The organism is Stutzerimonas azotifigens (genome assembly GCF_013522725.1).
GTDB lineage: Bacteria > Pseudomonadota > Gammaproteobacteria > Pseudomonadales > Pseudomonadaceae > Stutzerimonas > Stutzerimonas azotifigens_A.
Map to the genome: position 1 here is coordinate 130,769 of NZ_JAAMRF010000005.1, position 16,738 is coordinate 147,506.

The window sequence follows — 16,738 nt, forward strand, 5'->3', positions numbered from 1 at the left end:
GCATTCACGGAGTTGAAAACATGTCGCTGAGTATCAAGACCCCGCTTCTTGAGTCCACCCCCCTGAGCTGGATCAACGGCACCAAGGTGTGGTTGAAAGTGGAAGCCATGCAGCCCTCAGGATCATTCAAAATCCGCGGGATAGGCCACGCCTGTGAACATCATGTTTCGCGCGGGGCGAAACGCTTCATTTCGTCGTCCGGTGGGAACGCCGGGCTGGCTGTGGCGTATGCCGGAAGGCGGCTGGACGTACCTGTGGTCGTGATCGTGCCCGAAACGACGTCCGAGCGGGCCCGACATCTGCTAGGCCAGGAGGGGGCAGAGGTTATCGTTCATGGCAAATCATGGTTCGAGGCCAACGAGCTCGCGCTTTCGCTCAAGACGTCCGACGATGCCTATCTGCACCCATTCGATGATCCGCTGCTGTGGTATGGCCATGCCTCGATGATCGACGAGGTCGTAACCGACGGGCTTTGCCCCGACGCCGTTATCGTTTCTGTCGGAGGCGGCGGCTTGCTCGCTGGAGTAGCCGAAGGCATGCAGCGGAACGGTCTTAATGACGTTCCGATCTATGCAGCTGAAACCGAGGGGATGGCGTCGCTCAACGCCTCGATCAAGGCCGGTCGCTTGGTCCAATTGCCCAAGCTCTCTGGCGTGGCAACCTCGCTGGGAGCACCGCAAGTCTGCCAGCGCGCCTTCGAACTGGCGAGGGAGCGGCCCGTTGTGCCTATGCAGGTCACCGATCGCGAGGCGGTCGAAGCCTGCCTTGCCTACCTGGACGATCATAGAACGCTAGTTGAGCCGGCTTGCGGAGCCTCGCTTGCGCTTCTGTACGGTAGAAAGCTGTCGCTCAGTAAGCTCGACAACGTACTCGTAATCGTGTGTGGCGGCTCCACCGCAACGGTTGAGAGCTTGACCCGCTATATCGCCTGAGCGAACGAGGGAGGCCTCAAGGCCTTATGAAGAGAAGAGCGGACCACGCCCACAAGGGGCGAGGTCCGTGCGGCACTCAGGCCTTCAGCTGTTGCATGCATTCGGCCAACATCCACAGTGCGCGGTTGAGCCGCAGGTTCTGGTCGATGCCTTGGACTGGTCGGGTGCTCTGGCGTCGTCCATGTGCGCTGCGTCCATTCAAACCCCCTTTGAGGAGGTTTTCCTGAATGCGATTAAACGTGGACCACAGGTCACTGCCACCGTCGCCGAAGCGGCGGGGCATCAGTACCTGAGTCTCGGTGACCGGTGTCACCTTCTGCGGCCCGTCGTACTTGAGCGCCAGTGCAGAGCGGGCCAGTAGTTCCTGCTCGCCCTCGTCCAGGGTGATGAGGCGCATCGCGTCGCGAGACTCCTGCACTTGTTCGAAGCTGTGTAAGACCTCATAGGCACCTTCGATTACGTGCTCGGCGACATTGCCTTTGTGATGCACACGGACATCGGCGAGGGTGTTGCCGCAGACCAAGCCGTTGTGGCAGACGAACCTGAACATACCGGCCAGCATCTGGTAACTGCTGGTGCCGTCGTGTGAGTTTAGGAGGATGATTTCATTCGCTTCGTTGCCGTTAATCTGGCTGGCGTGACGAAGGCGGATCATATGCTTGGTGAATTCGCGGCGGTCCTCGTTACGCACGCGGGTCTGGCACACCATGAAAGGTTGGAATCCTTCTCCGCGCAGTTCGGCGAGCACCGAGGCGGTGGGAATATAGCTGTATCGCTCGGACCGGCTTTCATGCGGGTTTTCCGCGAAGATCGACGGTACCACTGCGCGAATCTGGTCATCGGACAGCGGATGGTCAGATCGCAGTATTGGCGAGCGTGAAGCGAAACGAGAGGCGAGTTGCATGGCCGTTCTCCTTGAGAAATGCGGCAGTTACGTGCGGGGCTGGAAGGCCGGCACGTTTGATTGCATGGGATTAAAGAAAGCCCCAAGAGGCTGGGCGATAACGGGAGGTGAGTTGCGCATGCCGCCGACGCCGAGGTGTCGGGGCTATGGAGGTGAGGGACGAAGGCAGGGTGAGTTAGGCCCAGCGGTTCAGAACGAAGCCACCCGCGCGGGCTCCTCGACAGAGGCCTGAATGGCGGCAGTGGGTAGTGGGGCACCGCTGTCGTCCTCGGCAAGAACCGTCTTTTCGGACGTTTGAACGTCTTCGGGAGCGGGGGCTTCGAGTTCCAGCGGATAGACCTTTTCGCCGTCGATTTTGATCAGGCTGACCCGAACCAGCTTCGACTTCAGACTGCCGCCCACTTCACCGGCGCGCTCGCCTTTGGTACGGACGTAGGCCTCGGCCTTCATGTCGTTGAGCGTGAAGGCAAGCAGCACCTTCTTCTTCGATTCAACGGCCTGAATGCAGCGCTGCACCAGGTGCTGGGCGCTGTCGTCGGCGACGGTGGTCTCGATATAGCGATACTCAGGATCGCCAACCGGGCCGGCCAAGGCTGCGATTGAGCACGAGATGAATGGAGCACCGCCGTTTGGAATCATCCTGGGATTGTTCAAGTATCCGATACCGCGGGTATGCAGCTCGTAATACTTCATTTTGTCCAAGGCGTTGCGCTCCAGTAACTCGGCCTTGAGTAGCCGGGCCTTCATGCTGGCTGCTGGATCGCCCGAAAGCCGACGGAATGGATCGATCCATAGATCTCCTAGACGAAAGCTGACCAGCGGCCGCTGCTGGGGATCATCAATACCGATGTAGGACTGGACGAGTTGCTTGGCTTCAGCGCCAGAAACCCGCACATCAAAGTAACGCCGGGTTGGGTTAGTGGCAGGCCCGACGAGCGCCGCCACAGTGCATGCGAGAAATGGCATAGCCTTGCGGCCGCCCTTTACCGGTACTTCGCGGACACGATGGATGTAGCCGATACCCGAGGTGTGGATGTCGAAGTACGACTTTGGGTTGGAAGTAGTGCTGGCCATGGTGAATCTCCATTGACTTGGGAACAAGAAAGCGAAGACACACCGACCCAATGCGGGAGGTGCGTAACCCCGCAGTGGGTTGAGGAGCATCTGCATCCATCACCGGAGATCCGGTAGTTGTTCGCGCGAGGGATGCGGTGCGAACAGGGTCGGTCACACGGGAAAATCGTGGGCAGCCTTGAAGACCGAAGCGGCCTGGCATGTCGCTGACAACGTCAGCGGAACATGGGGTGAGCCTGGCGCTATGCGGATCTCGCGGCCAGGAGGAATCGGCTACTGCCGGTGACCTTATTAGTCAGTCGCCGCAGCAGCAGGTGGTGGGCTTGGTGCTTGTTGATTGTGTCTTTTCAGTCAATCGGCAGTCGTGACCGGCTGCAGTCGGCCAAAGAAGTCATTGAGTGTCTATAAAAGCAGGAGGCATTCAGCTGGCCTCACAGTACGAGAGACAGCGAGCGCGGATTCATCAGAATGGCGCATTGACATCAGCGTGCCGGCTTTGGCCTACTCGTGACATCTGTGCATGACGTGAAAACAGCCGTCTTCTAGCGTTGAATTCACTTCAATGGGTAGATCTCAAATGCTAGGAAAGGAGTTCTTTGCATGTTCCTGAACGACCAGGAAACGGCTACTGACCTGCTGTATTACACTCCCATCGCTAAAACAGTTGAGCGTCTACTTCGCGAATCACGGGGGGCACCGGTCACCATTGGCGTTCACGGCGACTGGGGTGCCGGTAAATCCAGCGTTCTGAAGATGACACAGCAGATCCTCAAGTCTGATGATCGCGTCTGCTGCATCTGGTTCAACGGATGGGCATTCGAAGGTTTTGAGGACGCGAAAACTGTCGTCATCCAGACGATTGTCGATGAATTAAGGCGTGCGCGCCCTGGCTCAGCGAAGGTTGCTGAGGCTGCGAAGAAGGTCTTACGTCGAGTTGATTGGTTCAAGTTGGCCAAGCAAGCAGGTGGATTAGGCCTTACCGCGTTCACAGGCATCCCCAGCCTCGATCAGTTAAGAGGAGCTGTGGAATCGATTTCTGCGTTCGTGCAGAACCCCGGTGACCATCTGAGCCTTGAAAGGCTCAATAACCTTGCTAAGGAGGTTGGAGGTTTCATCAAAGATGCTGATACCGAGTCTGAGCAGCTTCCCGAGCACATGCATGAGTTCAGGGCCGAGTTCGAAGAGCTCTTAACGGCTGCCGACATTGACCAGTTGGTGGTCATCGTTGATGACCTTGATCGATGCTTGCCGAAGACAGCAATCGCCACGCTTGAGGCCATTCGCCTTTTCCTCTTCGTAAATCGAACAGCATTCGTAGTCGGTGCTGATGAGGCCATGATCGAGTACGCGGTACGCGAGCACTTTCCAGACCTCCCTCAAGGCGCGGGGCCTGTGACGTATGCGCGTAACTACCTCGAAAAGCTCATTCAGGTACCGTTCCGCATCCCGGCCCTGGGGCTGGCGGAAACCCGTAGTTACATCACGCTGCTGCAGTTGGAGAGCTTCGTCAAAACGGATGACGATCGATTCAAAGCGCTCTTGAATACCGCCCAGCAGGACATGCTCCGTCCCTGGAAGAGCGCCGGCCTCGACCGCAAAGCCGTAGCTGGCGCTTTCGGCAACCCGCTTCCCGACTATGCCCAGGAAGCATTGGATACCAGTGCCTTGTTGGCCCGAGTCTTGAGCGAGGGTACCCGGGGCAACCCCCGGCAGATCAAACGCTTCCTGAACTCCATGATGCTGCGTTACGCCATCGCTGAAGCTCGTGGATTTGCTGAGGACATCCGGCGTCCAATACTTGCGAAAATCATGCTGGCGGAGCGTTTTCACCCTGACTTTTACGAGCAGTTGGCCCGGATCGCGAGCCTAGATGCGGGCGGTATGGTGCCTGCCATCGCCGAACTGGAAAAACGGGCCAAGAAGTCCAGGGGAACCGATTCAGAGCTGAATGAGGGGAAGGGCTCAGGGAAGCTCAAGGCAGTGGCCAACTCTGGCGATGTGAACGATTGGGAGAAGAGCGATTGGATCAGCAAATGGGCGGCGATCGATCCCGCGCTGACCAGCGTTGATCTGCGCCCCTACATCTTCGTGACTCGCGACAAACGCAGCTCCTTGATGGGGCAGGTCGCGGTGAGTCATCTCGAGGCGCTTGTCGACAAGCTCATGGGCCCACCATTACAGATCCGGCAAGCGACCACGATGAAAGAAATTGTGGGATTGGCTGAGGTTGATGCCGAGAATGTTTTTGACGCACTCCGCGATCAGATAATCCAGGCGGACGGTTTTTCGGATCAACCCAAAGGTGTCGCGGGGTTGATTGAGCTTGTCAAACAACGCCCCGCGCTGCAAAAGCGCCTGATCGAATTTATCCGATCTCTGCCCACGTCAAAACTCGGGATGTGGGCTCCGGCCCCATGGCATGAGTGCCTCAAGGATACAAATGCTATCCAGGGTCTCGATGCAATTCTGAGAGGTTGGAGTCAGCAGATCGAGAACGAGAATCTTCAGAAGGCAGCCAAGCGCGTACTTGCGCTCAGCGGGAAATCATAAGGATTGATATGGGTACCTCCAAAGGATATGGAGGCCCGAGCTCCGGCTTGGTGCCCTCCTGGATTGATGATGTGGCGCAGCCAGCCGCTCCGGCTGCCCAACCGAACGGGCCAGGCCAAGCTAATCCATCTCAGCCCGGCTCTACGCCATCTCAGCCTGGCTCAGCTCCGTCAGGGCCGGTAAACAATAACGGCACTGGCTCACTTCGGGGGGCTCGCAGCAGCTTCACCCGGTTCGCCCGCACTGGAAGCCCCAGCGATTTGGGGAAAGCCCTGTCTTCATATGTGCGTAAAGGCGTAGGGGGATCGTCGAGAGGCGCACGCCGCATGGGGACATCCCGCGCTACCGCAGCAAAGTTGCTCAGTATCTTCGGAGATGTTCAGCGCAACGGGGCCGCAGAAATACTGCGGCGGTTGCAGCTCACCGTGGCGCCAGGGCAACCGGCCTCCCAGGTGCTGCTCACGCTGCTTGAGTTCATTTGCCCGCCTGGCGGCGCGATTGACGAAGGTGTTGCTCGCCAGGCTGCGCTGAATACGATCGCCGAACTGGACGAGGCAGGCAGCGGTAGCTTCGAGGACATGACTCAAGCTGATCGGCAGAACTTCTTCCTCGACTTCGTAGCGAACTCGATTGAGAGCATGATCATGGCGGACTTGGGCGGCCGGGGAATCACCATGCCGGATGATGTGGACGCAGTTGAGCGCATCCAATCTCAGCTGAGTTCCTTCATCACGGGCTGTACACGGGGCCAGCTCGCCAATCGGCTGGAGCAATGGCCGGCGCCCACAGACCAGGAGGTCAATCAGGTCACCTCTGCGATCTATGAAGCGGCGTTCGATCTTATCGCCACTGCAGCGGAGGGGATGGAATGAGGCACCACAGCATTATTTGCCGGCTTGGCCAGACGGATGACCAGGATCTGGCTCTGCTGGAGCCAGGCAGTGTTATCACCGAAATCCAGTTTCTGAACAGACTTGGGCGACTGCAGTTTGGGATTGGTCAAGCCATTGGGCAGCTGGCTGATCTGGGTCTGAGCCCAGGAGAAACTGCCGTCGACCTAGCACTTTTGGCAGCGACCCTTACAGCGGCGGATACCAGAATCTCACGGGACACCGAGTCGGAAAACGCCTGGACGAGAGAGATCGACCTCTACGTCCCCGTCGCAGATCCCGCACTGTGGACAGCAACGTCCGACATGTTGGCCTCGACATTGAAATTCCTCACTGGTGATCGCTGGCGTCTGGTCTTCCGCGAGCGGCCCACAGATATCGATGAGCTATCTCCCGCTCCGGAGAGCTTGAGAACAGATGAGTCGGACAGCGTCTGCCTGTTCTCAGGGGGGATGGACAGCTTCATTGGGGCGATCGATCTACTCAGTGGCGGCGGCAAGCCATTGCTTGTGAGCCATTACTGGGACACCAACAGCACCAGCACCTACCAGAACGACTGCCGGGCAGCGCTGCAGGAGAGGTTTTCCGAGACGTCGATCAACCACGTCCAGGCCCGCGTGGGGTTCCCACACGATCTCGTGGAGTGTGGAGGTAGTGAAGATACACTTCGAGCGCGCTCATTCTTGTTCTTCGCGCTGGCGACCATGGCTGCGGAAGCGATCGGCGACTCGGTCACCATCCATGTGCCTGAAAATGGCCTGATCTCTCTGAACGTCCCCTTAGACCCACGCCGCCTGGGTGCATGTAGCACGCGCACGACGCATCCATACTACATGGCGCGGGTGAATGAGCTCTTTGAGCGTTTGGGCCTGAGCACGAGGCTGTTCAACATGTTCAGCCATCTCACAAAAGGTCAAATGGCAGAGCAGTGCTCTGACCCTGTATTCCTCGCGGATTATGTGCATCTGACGATGTCATGCTCCTCGCCTGGAAAGGCCAGGTACCATCCCGATCCCTCTAATCGATCACCCAAGCACTGTGGGTTCTGCGTCCCCTGCATCATCAGGCGGGCAGCGATTCTCCGTGGGTGTGGCCCCGATCAGACCCGATATGTCATCCCAGATCTGCATGCGCAAGCGCTGGACACTAACAAGTCTGACGGCGAACATGTACGTTCCTTCCAGCTCGCCATCGCTCGTCTCAAGCGTGCGCCTCACCGAGCCAAGTTCGCAATTCATGAGCCGGGGCCGTTGATCGACCATCCTGACCGTTTAGGTGACTTCGAACAGGTCTATCGAAATGGGCTGCTGGAGGTCGACGACTATCTCGAGGGTGTCACAGCCGTACCTCTATGAAACCGCAAAAAAGCCCGATTCCGAAGTGGGTGGATTTTCACTGCCATCTCGACCTTTATCCCGATCATGAGCACCTTATCTTGGAGTGCGATCAGGCAGAGGTTGCCACCTTGGCCGTGACCACGACACCGAAAGCATGGCGGCGCAATCGTGAACTTGCGGCATCCTCTCGACATGTCCGGGTGGCATTGGGGTTACATCCCCAACTGGTGGCAGAGCGTGAATCGGAGCTGCCGCTTCTGGAGCACCTGCTTGAGGAGACTCGATACGTTGGAGAGGTGGGGCTAGATGCCGGGCCCCAGTTCTATCGAAGCTTTGAGGCCCAGGAGCGGGTGTTCAAAAGGGTGCTCGAGGCTTGCTCGGAGCAGGGCGGGAAGATCCTCACTGTCCACAGCGTACGCAGTGTGGGAAAGGTGCTGTCCTATATCGAGCGCCTGCTTCCGACTGACCGGGGAACGGTGGTGCTCCACTGGTTCACTGGCTCCCCCAGCGAAGCCAGGAGGGCTGTAGAGCTTGGGTGCTATTTTTCGATCAATTCGCAGATGCTGACCTCAGCTAAACATCGCAATCTAATTGTCTCACTGCCTCCTGATCGAATCCTCACAGAGACCGATGGCCCGTTCGTGCAGAGCGAAGGGAGGCCAGCCAGGCCTGCTACAGATATTCCGAAAACTGTACAAGCCTTGGCAATGCTTCGAGAGCAATCACTAGAGCAAGCAACCGCGCAGATCATCAGCAATCTGCGTGATTTAGTGTCCAGCTAGTGCATCAGGTGTGAATGGCTTTCAAGGTGGTTTTCAGGTCAGCGAGCAGGTCGTCAGGGGTGCTGGCTTCACCCGACTGCATTGATTGTCCCTGGTTTCGTTGACACTTTTGATGGGCTACCTTTGGCCGGACGCGGTCTTTCCAGTCGATCAAAGTCAAGTGAAAGCTTTTGGAGCGAGACGGCCCGCCAACTTAAGGCGCAGCACGTCAGCTTTATCGTCCTTGTACCTTATTGGGCAGGGATGGGCTGTTCACGTCCCGTCCTCGCTTTGAGCAGAGCCCAGATTCTGCCGTGCCCAATACGCCCCGCTTTGATAAGATCAAGCGCATTTGCGGGTCAAATTTTGAGGGCGGAGCGATGAGATCAGTTGAACTGTTCGCCGGTGCGGGTGGCCTGGCAATGGGTTGCGAGATCGCGGGCTTCGAACACCTTGCTGTGGTGGAATGGGACAAATGGGCCTGCGATACCGTGAGGGAAAACAAGCGGCGAGGGTACCCGCTGTTGGCGAGCTGGAATCTTCACGAAGGTGATGTCCGCAATTTTGATTGGAGCTCCATTCCCAAGGGCATCGAGCTCCTCTCGGGCGGCCCCCCGTGCCAGCCATTCTCGATCGGCGGTAAGCACAGCGCCCAGGCGGACAAGCGGGATATGTTTCCTGCCACCGTTGAGGTGATACGCCAACTGAGGCCAAAGGCGTTCATCGTCGAGAACGTGAAGGGACTTACTCGCGCGACCTTTGCCAATTACTTCCACTACATCCAGCTTCAGCTTGAGTTTCCGGAGCTGCCGCCCATCGGCGACGAGGACTGGAGCGCGCACCTCAAACGCCTGCAGGAAGAGCGTACCTCAGGCAAGAGCAAGGGAGTGGGGCTGACGTACAACGTCGTACCCACCCTGGCCAACGCCGCTAACTACGGTGTCCCGCAAAAGCGCGAGCGCGTGTTCCTGGTAGGATTCAGGGACGACCTTGGCGTGGAATGGTCGTTCCCAGAGCCCACGCACAGCTACGAGGCCTTGCTTTATGATCAGTGGGTGACGGGCACTTATTGGGAGCGCCATGGATTATCCATGCCAAAAGTGCCAACCAAACTCGCCGCCCGGATCGAAAAGCTTAGGCGCGCGAAAACCCCTTTGACGACGCTGCCCTGGCGCACCGTCAGGGACGCAATTCACGACTTGCCAGACCCAAGATCGCCAGCGGCAGCGGCTGTGCCCAATCACCAGTTCCAAGACGGCGCCCGCGTTTATCCCGGTCACACAGGCAGCCCGCTGGACCTCCCCGCTAAGACACTAAAAGCCGGTGATCATGGCGTTCCGGGTGGTGAAAACATGTTGGTTCGCCGGGATGGCAGCGTCCGCTATTTCACCGTTCGTGAGAGTGCGCGCATTCAGACCTTTCCGGATGGCTACAGATTTCACGGCAGTTGGACCGAAACGATGCGCCAGCTGGGCAACGCCGTGCCGGTGCTGCTGGCTCAGCGGGTCGCGTCCAGCGTGGCTGAAAAACTGGCCATGGCAGAACTGAACAAACTGAAAAAATCAAGCATGAGCAAGGGAAGGGCGATCGCGTAATGGGAAAGGTAATTCCATTCAATCCGCTGGATAAGAAGAATTTAGGCGCGAGCGTTGCCGAGGCGTTGTTAACGAAGGAAGTCCACCCCTTGGGCGCTCTGCCCGCGTTCGAAGGCGCGGGCATCTACGCGATCTATTACACGGGTGATTTTGCGCCTTATGGACAAGTGGCCAGGCTCAACCGTGACGGGAGATTTATGCTCCCGCTTTACGTGGGCAAGGCCGTTCCCCCGGGAGCTCGGATGGGAGCCAACCTGGAAGTGCCGGCTGGCAAGGTGCTTTCAAGGCGATTAAAGGAACACGCCGATAGCATCAGGGCGGCCGAGAACTTGAATATCGAGGACTTCTATTGCCGCTTTCTGGTGGTCGACGATATCTGGATTCCTCTTGGGGAGTCGCTGATCATCGCCCGCTTCACTCCGGTTTGGAACTCGCTGATAGATGGGTTCGGAAACCACAACCCTGGCAAGGGCCGACACGCCGGCATGCGTCCGCGCTGGGACGTTTTGCACCCGGGAAGAGAGTGGGCGATGCGCCTCGTTGAGCGCCCTGAGACCCAGGAACAGATTGCCCAAGATGCCGAAACCTACCTCCGCGTGCTACCGGCCTGCCTCTCGGGACAGTTTATTGAGGCTGAGGGCGAGTAACCGCGAACGATAGCGATTCGTGCCATTCACCCACCGTGGCAGCTTCAAGGCCTGGAGTGGGGCGCCTACATTTCATGATCGCCATAGGCCTCGAGCGGACAAGGACTAGCTTTCCCATGACCAACCAGCGTGCCGACACCGACGTTTGAAGTCGTTTTCAAGCAACTCTTAAAGCAGGTATTTCGTCACTGGACGGCGATCACCGTAGCGCTGGCGTCTATGAGCACGACGCTGAGCATGCTTACGTTGTACGACTTTATGCGTGCCATCGGCCGAATAGACATGTTTGTGCCAGCGCTCGCCTCAAAAGCCCCGCTTACTGTTTGGTTGCTCGTGATCGTACTGGTCATGCTTCCTTTGTTCCAGGGCTGACGGCTGCAGGTAGCGATGATGTTCATGGCAAGTTCTCCACGTGTAGGAGGACAAGGATGGCTAGCCAGAGCAGTGGTCGCTAACCGGCCCAGAGTGTGTAAAAACGTCCGTACAAACCTTTGCTATGATTTCTGAGAACTTCATCGCAAGGGAAACCCATGAAACGGTTTATCCAGGGTGAACACCGAGGTCAAAGCACCTTACTTCCCGAAAGCCTCGACGACTACGTCAGCGATACCAATCCGGTTCGGGTGGTTGACGTTTTCGTCGATGAACTCGATTTGGCCAATCTAGGTTTTGATGGCGTCATTCCAGCCGAAACCGGCAGACCTGCCTACCACCCGGCGATCCTGCTGAAGATCTACATCTACGGTTACCTAAACCGAATTCAATCGAGCCGACGTCTGGAGCGAGAAGCCCAGCGCAACGTCGAACTCATGTGGCTAACCGGGCGTTTGATGCCCGATTTCAAGACCATCGCCAACTTCCGAAAAGACAACAGCAAGGCCATTCGCGGCGTCTGCCGCCAGTTCGTTTTGCTCTGCCAGCAGTTGGGGTTGTTTGACGAAAACCTGGTTGCCATCGACGGCAGCAAATTCAAGGCAGTGAACAACCGTGACCGCAATTTCACCAGCGCCAAACTGAAGCGGCGCATGGAAGAAATCGAGGCGAGCATCGGCCGTTATTTGGCTGCGCTCGATGCGGCTGATCGACAGATTCCTAGCGCCTCCGCGCCAGACATTGCCAGCCTGGAAGATAAAATCGCCAAGCTCAAATCGCAGATGAAAGAGCTTCAAGGGATCGAAACTCAGCTCAACGATTCCCCTGACAAACAGGTTTCGCTGACCGACCCGGATGCCCGTTCGATGATGACGCGCGGCAGCGGTATCGTCGGCTACAACGTGCAGACGGCGGTCGATACGCAGCACCATTTGATTGTTGCTCATGAGGTCACCAACAGAGGTTCTGACCGCGACCAACTCAGCTCGATGGCCAAGCAAGCTAGGGAAGCCATTGGCGCAGAAACATTGTCGGTAGTCGCCGACCGAGGCTACTTCAAGGGTGAAGAAATCCTCGCCTGTCACGATGCAAACATCACCGCTTATGTGCCAAAGCCGATGACTTCAAGCGCCAAGGCTGATGGCCGGTTCAACAAAGATGCCTTCGTTTATGACGCGACGAAAAACAAATATACATGCCCGGCTGGCGAGGCACTGATTTGGCGATTCTCCAGCGTTGAGAAAGGCATGAATATGCACTGTTACTGGAGTTCAAAGTGCCAGAGTTGCGCGCTGAAAACCCAGTGCACGCCAAGCACAAATCGTCGAGTAAGGCGCTGGGAACATGAAGCGGTGCTGGAGGAAATGCAACGCCGGCTGAACCAAGCACCGGAGATGATGCGGGTTCGAAAACGGACTGTTGAGCATCCCTTCGGGACGCTCAAACAATGGATGGGAGCAACGCACTTCCTGACTCGAAAACTGAATGGGGTGAGCGCAGAAATGAGCTTGAATGTGCTCGCCTACAACTTGAAGCGGGTGATGAAAATCATCGGCACCGAAGGCTTGTTGAAGGCGATGGCGGCGTAAAAGCCCAGCTTTTACTGCCCCAAGAGGTGCCAAAGCGCTTCATACGCGCTCTGAAGCGTTACCGGCGCTGATCGTGGTAAATAATCGGGAAATCGCCACGCCCAGGAGCAATGGGCTGAAGCACGCAAGATAAGAAAGTGTTTTTACACACTCTGGGCCAAAAGCGGCCTGTCGCGAAGGGCAGGTTTCAGCTAAAAGTAGATAAGGGCGCGTTAGCGGAGCTCGTTTTTTTGTCCTGACGAAGTGGTAGATGGGCGAATCGGCGAGACCGAAACTCATATCGCAGGGTATGAGCGCCAAGCCCCGCCCATCAGATACCGAGGGTTTGGTGGTTTGAACGATCTATCCGGATAGCTCCGGTTTGGCACCAGGTTTTTGCTCGTCGGAGTTTTGCGCGCTGGAAGACGCCTCGATAGACGATGGGTTTTCCTCATCCAGCTGGCAAATCGTGCAGTTCTGGCTATCTGGATGATTAGTTTCGACATAGCGAACGCGGCGGCTTCCCGATTGCCGGTTTGCGCTCACGCGGAAACGGGGTCGATCAGGGGTCTTCATATTCAATCCCTCACGTAGCGAAATGGATGCTTGGTAACGTCGCCTGGAGGCTGCGAACGGTGATGGATTCCCCGGGCCTCAAGGGGGCTGGCATGACGTGCTCAACCCTCAGGACTGTGCTCAACCTGTTCGCAATAGCGACGGAAATTATCCGTCAGGTCGGGTGGGCATACGCCGCACTGGCGATTCCCCGGCACGGCGTGATCGATGAACGCGGGATAGGGCAAGTTCAGTTCCGCCATGATGTCGCGGAAGCGCTCCAACGTTATCGCTTCACCGAGTCGGGGATTGCGCTGCTTTTCCTGGGCGATGGTCGAGACTCGTCGACCGCTGTAGTCATGGCTGGGATAGACCAGGGTGTCGTCTGGCAGCGTGAACAGCTTGTTTCTAACGCTGTGAAACAGGTCGTCGGCGCTGCCGTTCTGAAAGTCAGTCCTACCGCAGCCGTCGATGAGCAATGCATCACCGCTGAACAGGCGATCAGCGAGGAGATAGGCAAAGTGCCCGTCTGTGTGCCCGGGGGTATGCAAGGGTGTGAACTGCAGGCTGCCGACGATGAAAGGGACACCTTCTTCGATGCCCACATCCGTGCAGGGCAACTTGTCGATAGCCGGCCCCGCGATACGGCAGCCGGTCTGCTTCTTCAGCTCCAGCGCGGCGGTGATGTGGTCGGCATGTATGTGGGTATCCAAGGTGAACGCCAGCTGCAGGTCCAGCCTGGCCAGCTCGGCCAGGTCGCGGTCCGTTGCGGAAATGACCGGGTCGATGAGCACGGCCTGGCCGGTGTCCTCGCACCCGAGTACGTAGGTATAAGTGGACGACACGGGCTCGAACAGCTGGCGAAATATCATGATGGTCTCGGCTAGTGGTGAGTGTTCAGCGGTGCCTGTTCCAGCGCACTGAGCAGTGCATACTTTTCCTGATCGATCTCGCCCCGCGTGCGGATACCCAGCCGGCGCAAGATCGCCAGCGGCGGGCACCAGCCCTGCAAGCCGTGTTGCAGAAGAAACGGCAGCACGACGCCAGGCAGCAGAAACCACTTTCGGTTTGCTGTCAGGCCAAGTAGCAAGCCAGACAGCGCGAGCGAGGAGGCATTGACCTCAAGCACGCGCTCCACGTCCCACTCGCGATCCAGGGCGTCGATACGCTGAAGGATTGCGCTTCGTCCCATCCCGCTGAATCGACGAATGTTCTCGTCCGTTTGCCGATCGATTTCCTGATTCACAGGTTGGGACGTTGAGCGGCGAACCCGGTCCGCCTGGTCATGATTGGTACTGTTTTGCTGTATCGATGACATGTTGATCTCCTGGTTCGCGCCGGCGGGGTGGGCGCGGCGAGGTGAAAAGTCACAGCGATGCCGCATATTTTTAGGACGAGTGCGGGACGTCGAGTTCCGACCGGGCGTCCGCTGTAGCGTCTATACGATCTATTGAAATATATATTGATAAATCGTATTGTCAAATCCACCTGACCCACCTGAACAAAATGGCCCACATGGCAGATCTCGATATCGAAACGCTTCGTCGCAGTGCTGCGGACGCCTGCGGCTTGCTGAAAGTGCTCGGCAACCCTGACCGCCTGCTGTTGCTCTGCCAGCTGACCCAGGGTGAGCACTGCGTGGGTGACCTCGCCAATGCGACGGGCATTGTGCAGCCGACCCTGTCGCAGCAGCTCACGGTGCTGCGCCATAACGGCTTGGTCAGCACCCGACGCGAGGGCAAGCAAGTGCATTACAGCATCGCCAGCCAACAAGCGATGGAGGTTATGCAGGTGCTCTACCGGCTTTACTGTCAGCATCCCGAACGCGAGGAACCCTCGACATGACGATTGACTGGGTACATTTCACACCGTGGTCCTCGCTCGCCGGGGGCGCGCTGATCGGTCTTGCTGCGACCTTGTTTATTCTGTTGAGCGGAAGAATCGCGGGCATTAGCGGCGTGATCGGCGGCTTGATGCGGCCAGGCAAAGGCGATGTGCTCTGGCGTGTTGCCTTCATTACCGGGCTGGTGATCGCGCCGGTGCTGTTTCAGGCCGCGTTCGAGCAACCAGACATCGACGTAGAGGCGAGCACCTTGACGCTAATCGCGGCTGGTGTGTTGGTCGGGATCGGCACGCGGTATGGCTCCGGTTGTACGAGCGGGCATGGCGTCTGCGGGTTGTCGCGACGGTCGCCGCGCTCGCTGGTCGCGACGGCCGCCTTCATGGCCAGCGGCTTTCTGACCGTGTTCGTCATCCGCCACCTGCTGGGCTGAGGAGTTGCCATGAAATTGCTGAGCGCCTTTGTAGCGGGGCTGATTTTCGGCCTCGGCCTGATCCTGTCAGGGATGGCCAATCCGTCCAAAGTGATCGCCTTTCTCGATCTGGCCGGTCCGTGGGACCCCTCGCTCGCGTTCGTTATGGGCGGTGCGATTGCGGTCGGCAGTGTCGGGTTCTATTTCGCCTCCAAACGGTCCCGGGCGGTGCTGGGAGATGTCATGCGAATGCCCACCGCCACCCGGATCGATCGCCCTCTTGTGCTGGGCAGCCTGGCATTCGGAGCGGGATGGGGGCTGGCCGGCTACTGTCCGGGTCCGGCGGTCGCGACGCTTTTGAGTGGTCGGAGCGAACCGCTGATCTTTGTCCTCGCCATGTTGGCGGGTATGGCGCTCTACGAGATGCAGACACGCTTTTCAGGGAAGCCGCAGTGAAAGGTTGCGGTCGCTGTAAATCGAAAGATCTAAGGCTTCCGGAGCGCAACGATGGTTGAGGTCGGGCTCGGGCTATTGGTCGGCCTCGTCCTGGCGCTGACCGGTGCCGGCGGCGGCATTCTCACCGTACCGTTGCTGATCTTCGTGGTCGGGCTCGAGCTGCATCAGGCCGCGCCCATCGGGTTGATGGCGGTCGGGCTCGCGGCCTGGGTCGGGGCGGTGATTGGTTTGAGGGACGGCATTGTCCGGTACAAGGCGGCGGCCCTGATGGCCTGCTGCGGTGTGCTGCTCGCGCCCGTCGGCGTCTGGCTGGCCGCGCGGGTAGAGCACGATGTGCTTGCCGTGGTGTTTGCGCTGGTGATGTTCTGGGTTGCCTTCAGGGCATTCAGGCGCCCGCCGAACGATGACTCGAACCCGAGAGCCGTGCCCTGTCGGCTGAACCCGCAGACGGGCCGTTTTCACTGGACCTCACGCTGTGCAGCGACCGTCGCCGCGTCCGGTACCCTGGCGGGTTTTCTCTCCGGCTTGCTGGGGGTCGGCGGCGGGTTCGTGCTGGTTCCGGCGCTCAGTCGCTTCAGTGATCTGCCGATGCGTTCGATTGCCGCCACGTCGTTAGCGGTCATCGGCCTGGTGTCGGTCAGCGGCGTGTTGTCCGCCGCGCTGACGGGTGGCATTCAGTGGGCAGTGGCGCTGCCGTTTTCGGCCGGTGCGGTGCTGGGGATGTTTGCCGGCCGCACGGTTTCATCTCGCCTGGACGGGCGCGTGCTGCAGCGAGGCTTCGGGTTGGTAGCGGCTGTTGCCGCGTCGGCTTTGTTGCTTCAAGTCGCCTTCTGATCGCGCGCCCG

General features: G+C 58.4%; 17 protein-coding genes. 12 read left to right on the plus strand and 5 right to left on the minus strand.

Annotated features, from left to right (window positions below):
* Positions 1 to 20: 20 nt before the first annotated feature.
* On the plus strand, positions 21 to 932 hold the full coding sequence (locus G7026_RS11405; protein WP_181070881.1) for a pyridoxal-phosphate dependent enzyme: 912 nt from the start codon (positions 21 to 23) through the stop codon (positions 930 to 932).
* 76 nt (positions 933 to 1,008) lie between these two features.
* On the opposite strand, the gene G7026_RS11410 is transcribed toward G7026_RS11405, so the two are convergent.
* Complete coding sequence (locus G7026_RS11410; protein ID WP_181070882.1) at positions 1,009 to 1,836, minus strand: DUF932 domain-containing protein; 828 nt, start codon at positions 1,834 to 1,836, stop codon at positions 1,009 to 1,011.
* Positions 1,837 to 2,025: 189 nt separating this feature from the next.
* Positions 2,026 to 2,910, minus strand: a complete 885-nt coding sequence (locus G7026_RS11415) for a DUF3577 domain-containing protein (RefSeq protein WP_181070883.1) — start codon at positions 2,908 to 2,910, stop codon at positions 2,026 to 2,028.
* Between the two features lie 600 nt (positions 2,911 to 3,510).
* Between G7026_RS11415 and qatA the strand changes: the two genes are divergently transcribed.
* From qatA to G7026_RS11445, 6 genes are all read left to right on the plus strand, one after another.
* Positions 3,511 to 5,460 (plus strand): Qat anti-phage system ATPase QatA, encoded by a 1,950-nt coding sequence (gene qatA, locus G7026_RS11420; protein WP_181070884.1) that lies wholly within the window; start codon positions 3,511 to 3,513, stop codon positions 5,458 to 5,460.
* 8 nt (positions 5,461 to 5,468) lie between these two features.
* Positions 5,469 to 6,332: a Qat anti-phage system associated protein QatB gene (gene qatB, locus G7026_RS22740; protein ID WP_308811787.1), complete on the plus strand. Its 864-nt coding sequence runs from the start codon at positions 5,469 to 5,471 to the stop codon at positions 6,330 to 6,332.
* Complete coding sequence (gene qatC / locus G7026_RS11430; protein WP_181070886.1) at positions 6,329 to 7,705, plus strand: Qat anti-phage system QueC-like protein QatC; 1,377 nt, start codon at positions 6,329 to 6,331, stop codon at positions 7,703 to 7,705. The genes qatB and qatC overlap by 4 nt, the downstream gene beginning before the upstream one ends.
* Positions 7,702 to 8,469 carry a Qat anti-phage system TatD family nuclease QatD gene (qatD, locus tag G7026_RS11435; protein WP_181070887.1) on the plus strand — a complete coding sequence of 256 codons (768 nt, stop codon included), beginning with the start codon at positions 7,702 to 7,704 and terminating at the stop codon, positions 8,467 to 8,469. Before qatC ends, qatD begins: the two co-directional genes overlap by 4 nt.
* 293 nt (positions 8,470 to 8,762) lie before the next feature.
* On the plus strand, positions 8,763 to 10,043 hold the full coding sequence (locus G7026_RS11440; RefSeq protein ID WP_308811788.1) for a DNA cytosine methyltransferase: 1,281 nt from the start codon (positions 8,763 to 8,765) through the stop codon (positions 10,041 to 10,043).
* Positions 10,043 to 10,690, plus strand: coding sequence for an Eco29kI family restriction endonuclease (locus G7026_RS11445; protein ID WP_181070888.1), 648 nt, complete (start codon positions 10,043 to 10,045; stop codon positions 10,688 to 10,690). Before G7026_RS11440 ends, G7026_RS11445 begins: the two co-directional genes overlap by 1 nt.
* A gap of 185 nt (positions 10,691 to 10,875) precedes the next feature.
* Here the strand turns inward: G7026_RS11445 and G7026_RS11450 are convergent, their stop codons facing one another.
* Positions 10,876 to 11,088 carry a hypothetical protein gene (locus tag G7026_RS11450; protein WP_181070889.1) on the minus strand — a complete coding sequence of 71 codons (213 nt, stop codon included), beginning with the start codon at positions 11,086 to 11,088 and terminating at the stop codon, positions 10,876 to 10,878.
* 132 nt (positions 11,089 to 11,220) lie between these two features.
* On the opposite strand from G7026_RS11450, the gene G7026_RS11455 reads away from it, so the two are divergent.
* Entirely contained in the window at positions 11,221 to 12,651 is a 1,431-nt protein-coding gene (locus G7026_RS11455; RefSeq protein WP_168423114.1) for an IS1182-like element ISPmo1 family transposase, read from the plus strand.
* Between the two features lie 656 nt (positions 12,652 to 13,307).
* On the opposite strand, the gene G7026_RS11460 is transcribed toward G7026_RS11455, so the two are convergent.
* Together G7026_RS11460 and G7026_RS11465 are read right to left on the minus strand one after the other, a co-directional pair.
* The gene (locus G7026_RS11460; protein ID WP_028238036.1) at positions 13,308 to 14,057 is read right to left on the minus strand and encodes an MBL fold metallo-hydrolase; all 750 of its coding nucleotides are present in this window, start codon (positions 14,055 to 14,057) and stop codon (positions 13,308 to 13,310) included.
* An 11-nt stretch (positions 14,058 to 14,068) separates the two neighbouring features.
* Positions 14,069 to 14,503: a hypothetical protein gene (locus G7026_RS11465; RefSeq protein WP_021207410.1), complete on the minus strand. Its 435-nt coding sequence runs from the start codon at positions 14,501 to 14,503 to the stop codon at positions 14,069 to 14,071.
* A gap of 188 nt (positions 14,504 to 14,691) precedes the next feature.
* Here G7026_RS11465 and G7026_RS11470 point away from each other — a divergent pair, with 188 nt between their 5' ends.
* From G7026_RS11470 to G7026_RS11485, 4 genes are read left to right on the plus strand one after another with little or no spacing between them, the layout of a single operon-like run.
* Positions 14,692 to 15,030 (plus strand): ArsR/SmtB family transcription factor, encoded by a 339-nt coding sequence (locus G7026_RS11470; protein ID WP_028238035.1) that lies wholly within the window; start codon positions 14,692 to 14,694, stop codon positions 15,028 to 15,030.
* Positions 15,027 to 15,458, plus strand: a complete 432-nt coding sequence (locus G7026_RS11475) for a YeeE/YedE family protein (protein WP_028238034.1) — start codon at positions 15,027 to 15,029, stop codon at positions 15,456 to 15,458. Before G7026_RS11470 ends, G7026_RS11475 begins: the two co-directional genes overlap by 4 nt.
* A gap of 9 nt (positions 15,459 to 15,467) precedes the next feature.
* On the plus strand, positions 15,468 to 15,893 hold the full coding sequence (locus G7026_RS11480) for a YeeE/YedE family protein (RefSeq protein ID WP_028238033.1): 426 nt from the start codon (positions 15,468 to 15,470) through the stop codon (positions 15,891 to 15,893).
* 51 nt (positions 15,894 to 15,944) lie between these two features.
* Positions 15,945 to 16,727: a sulfite exporter TauE/SafE family protein gene (locus G7026_RS11485; protein WP_028238032.1), complete on the plus strand. Its 783-nt coding sequence runs from the start codon at positions 15,945 to 15,947 to the stop codon at positions 16,725 to 16,727.
* Positions 16,728 to 16,738 lie beyond the last annotated feature (11 nt).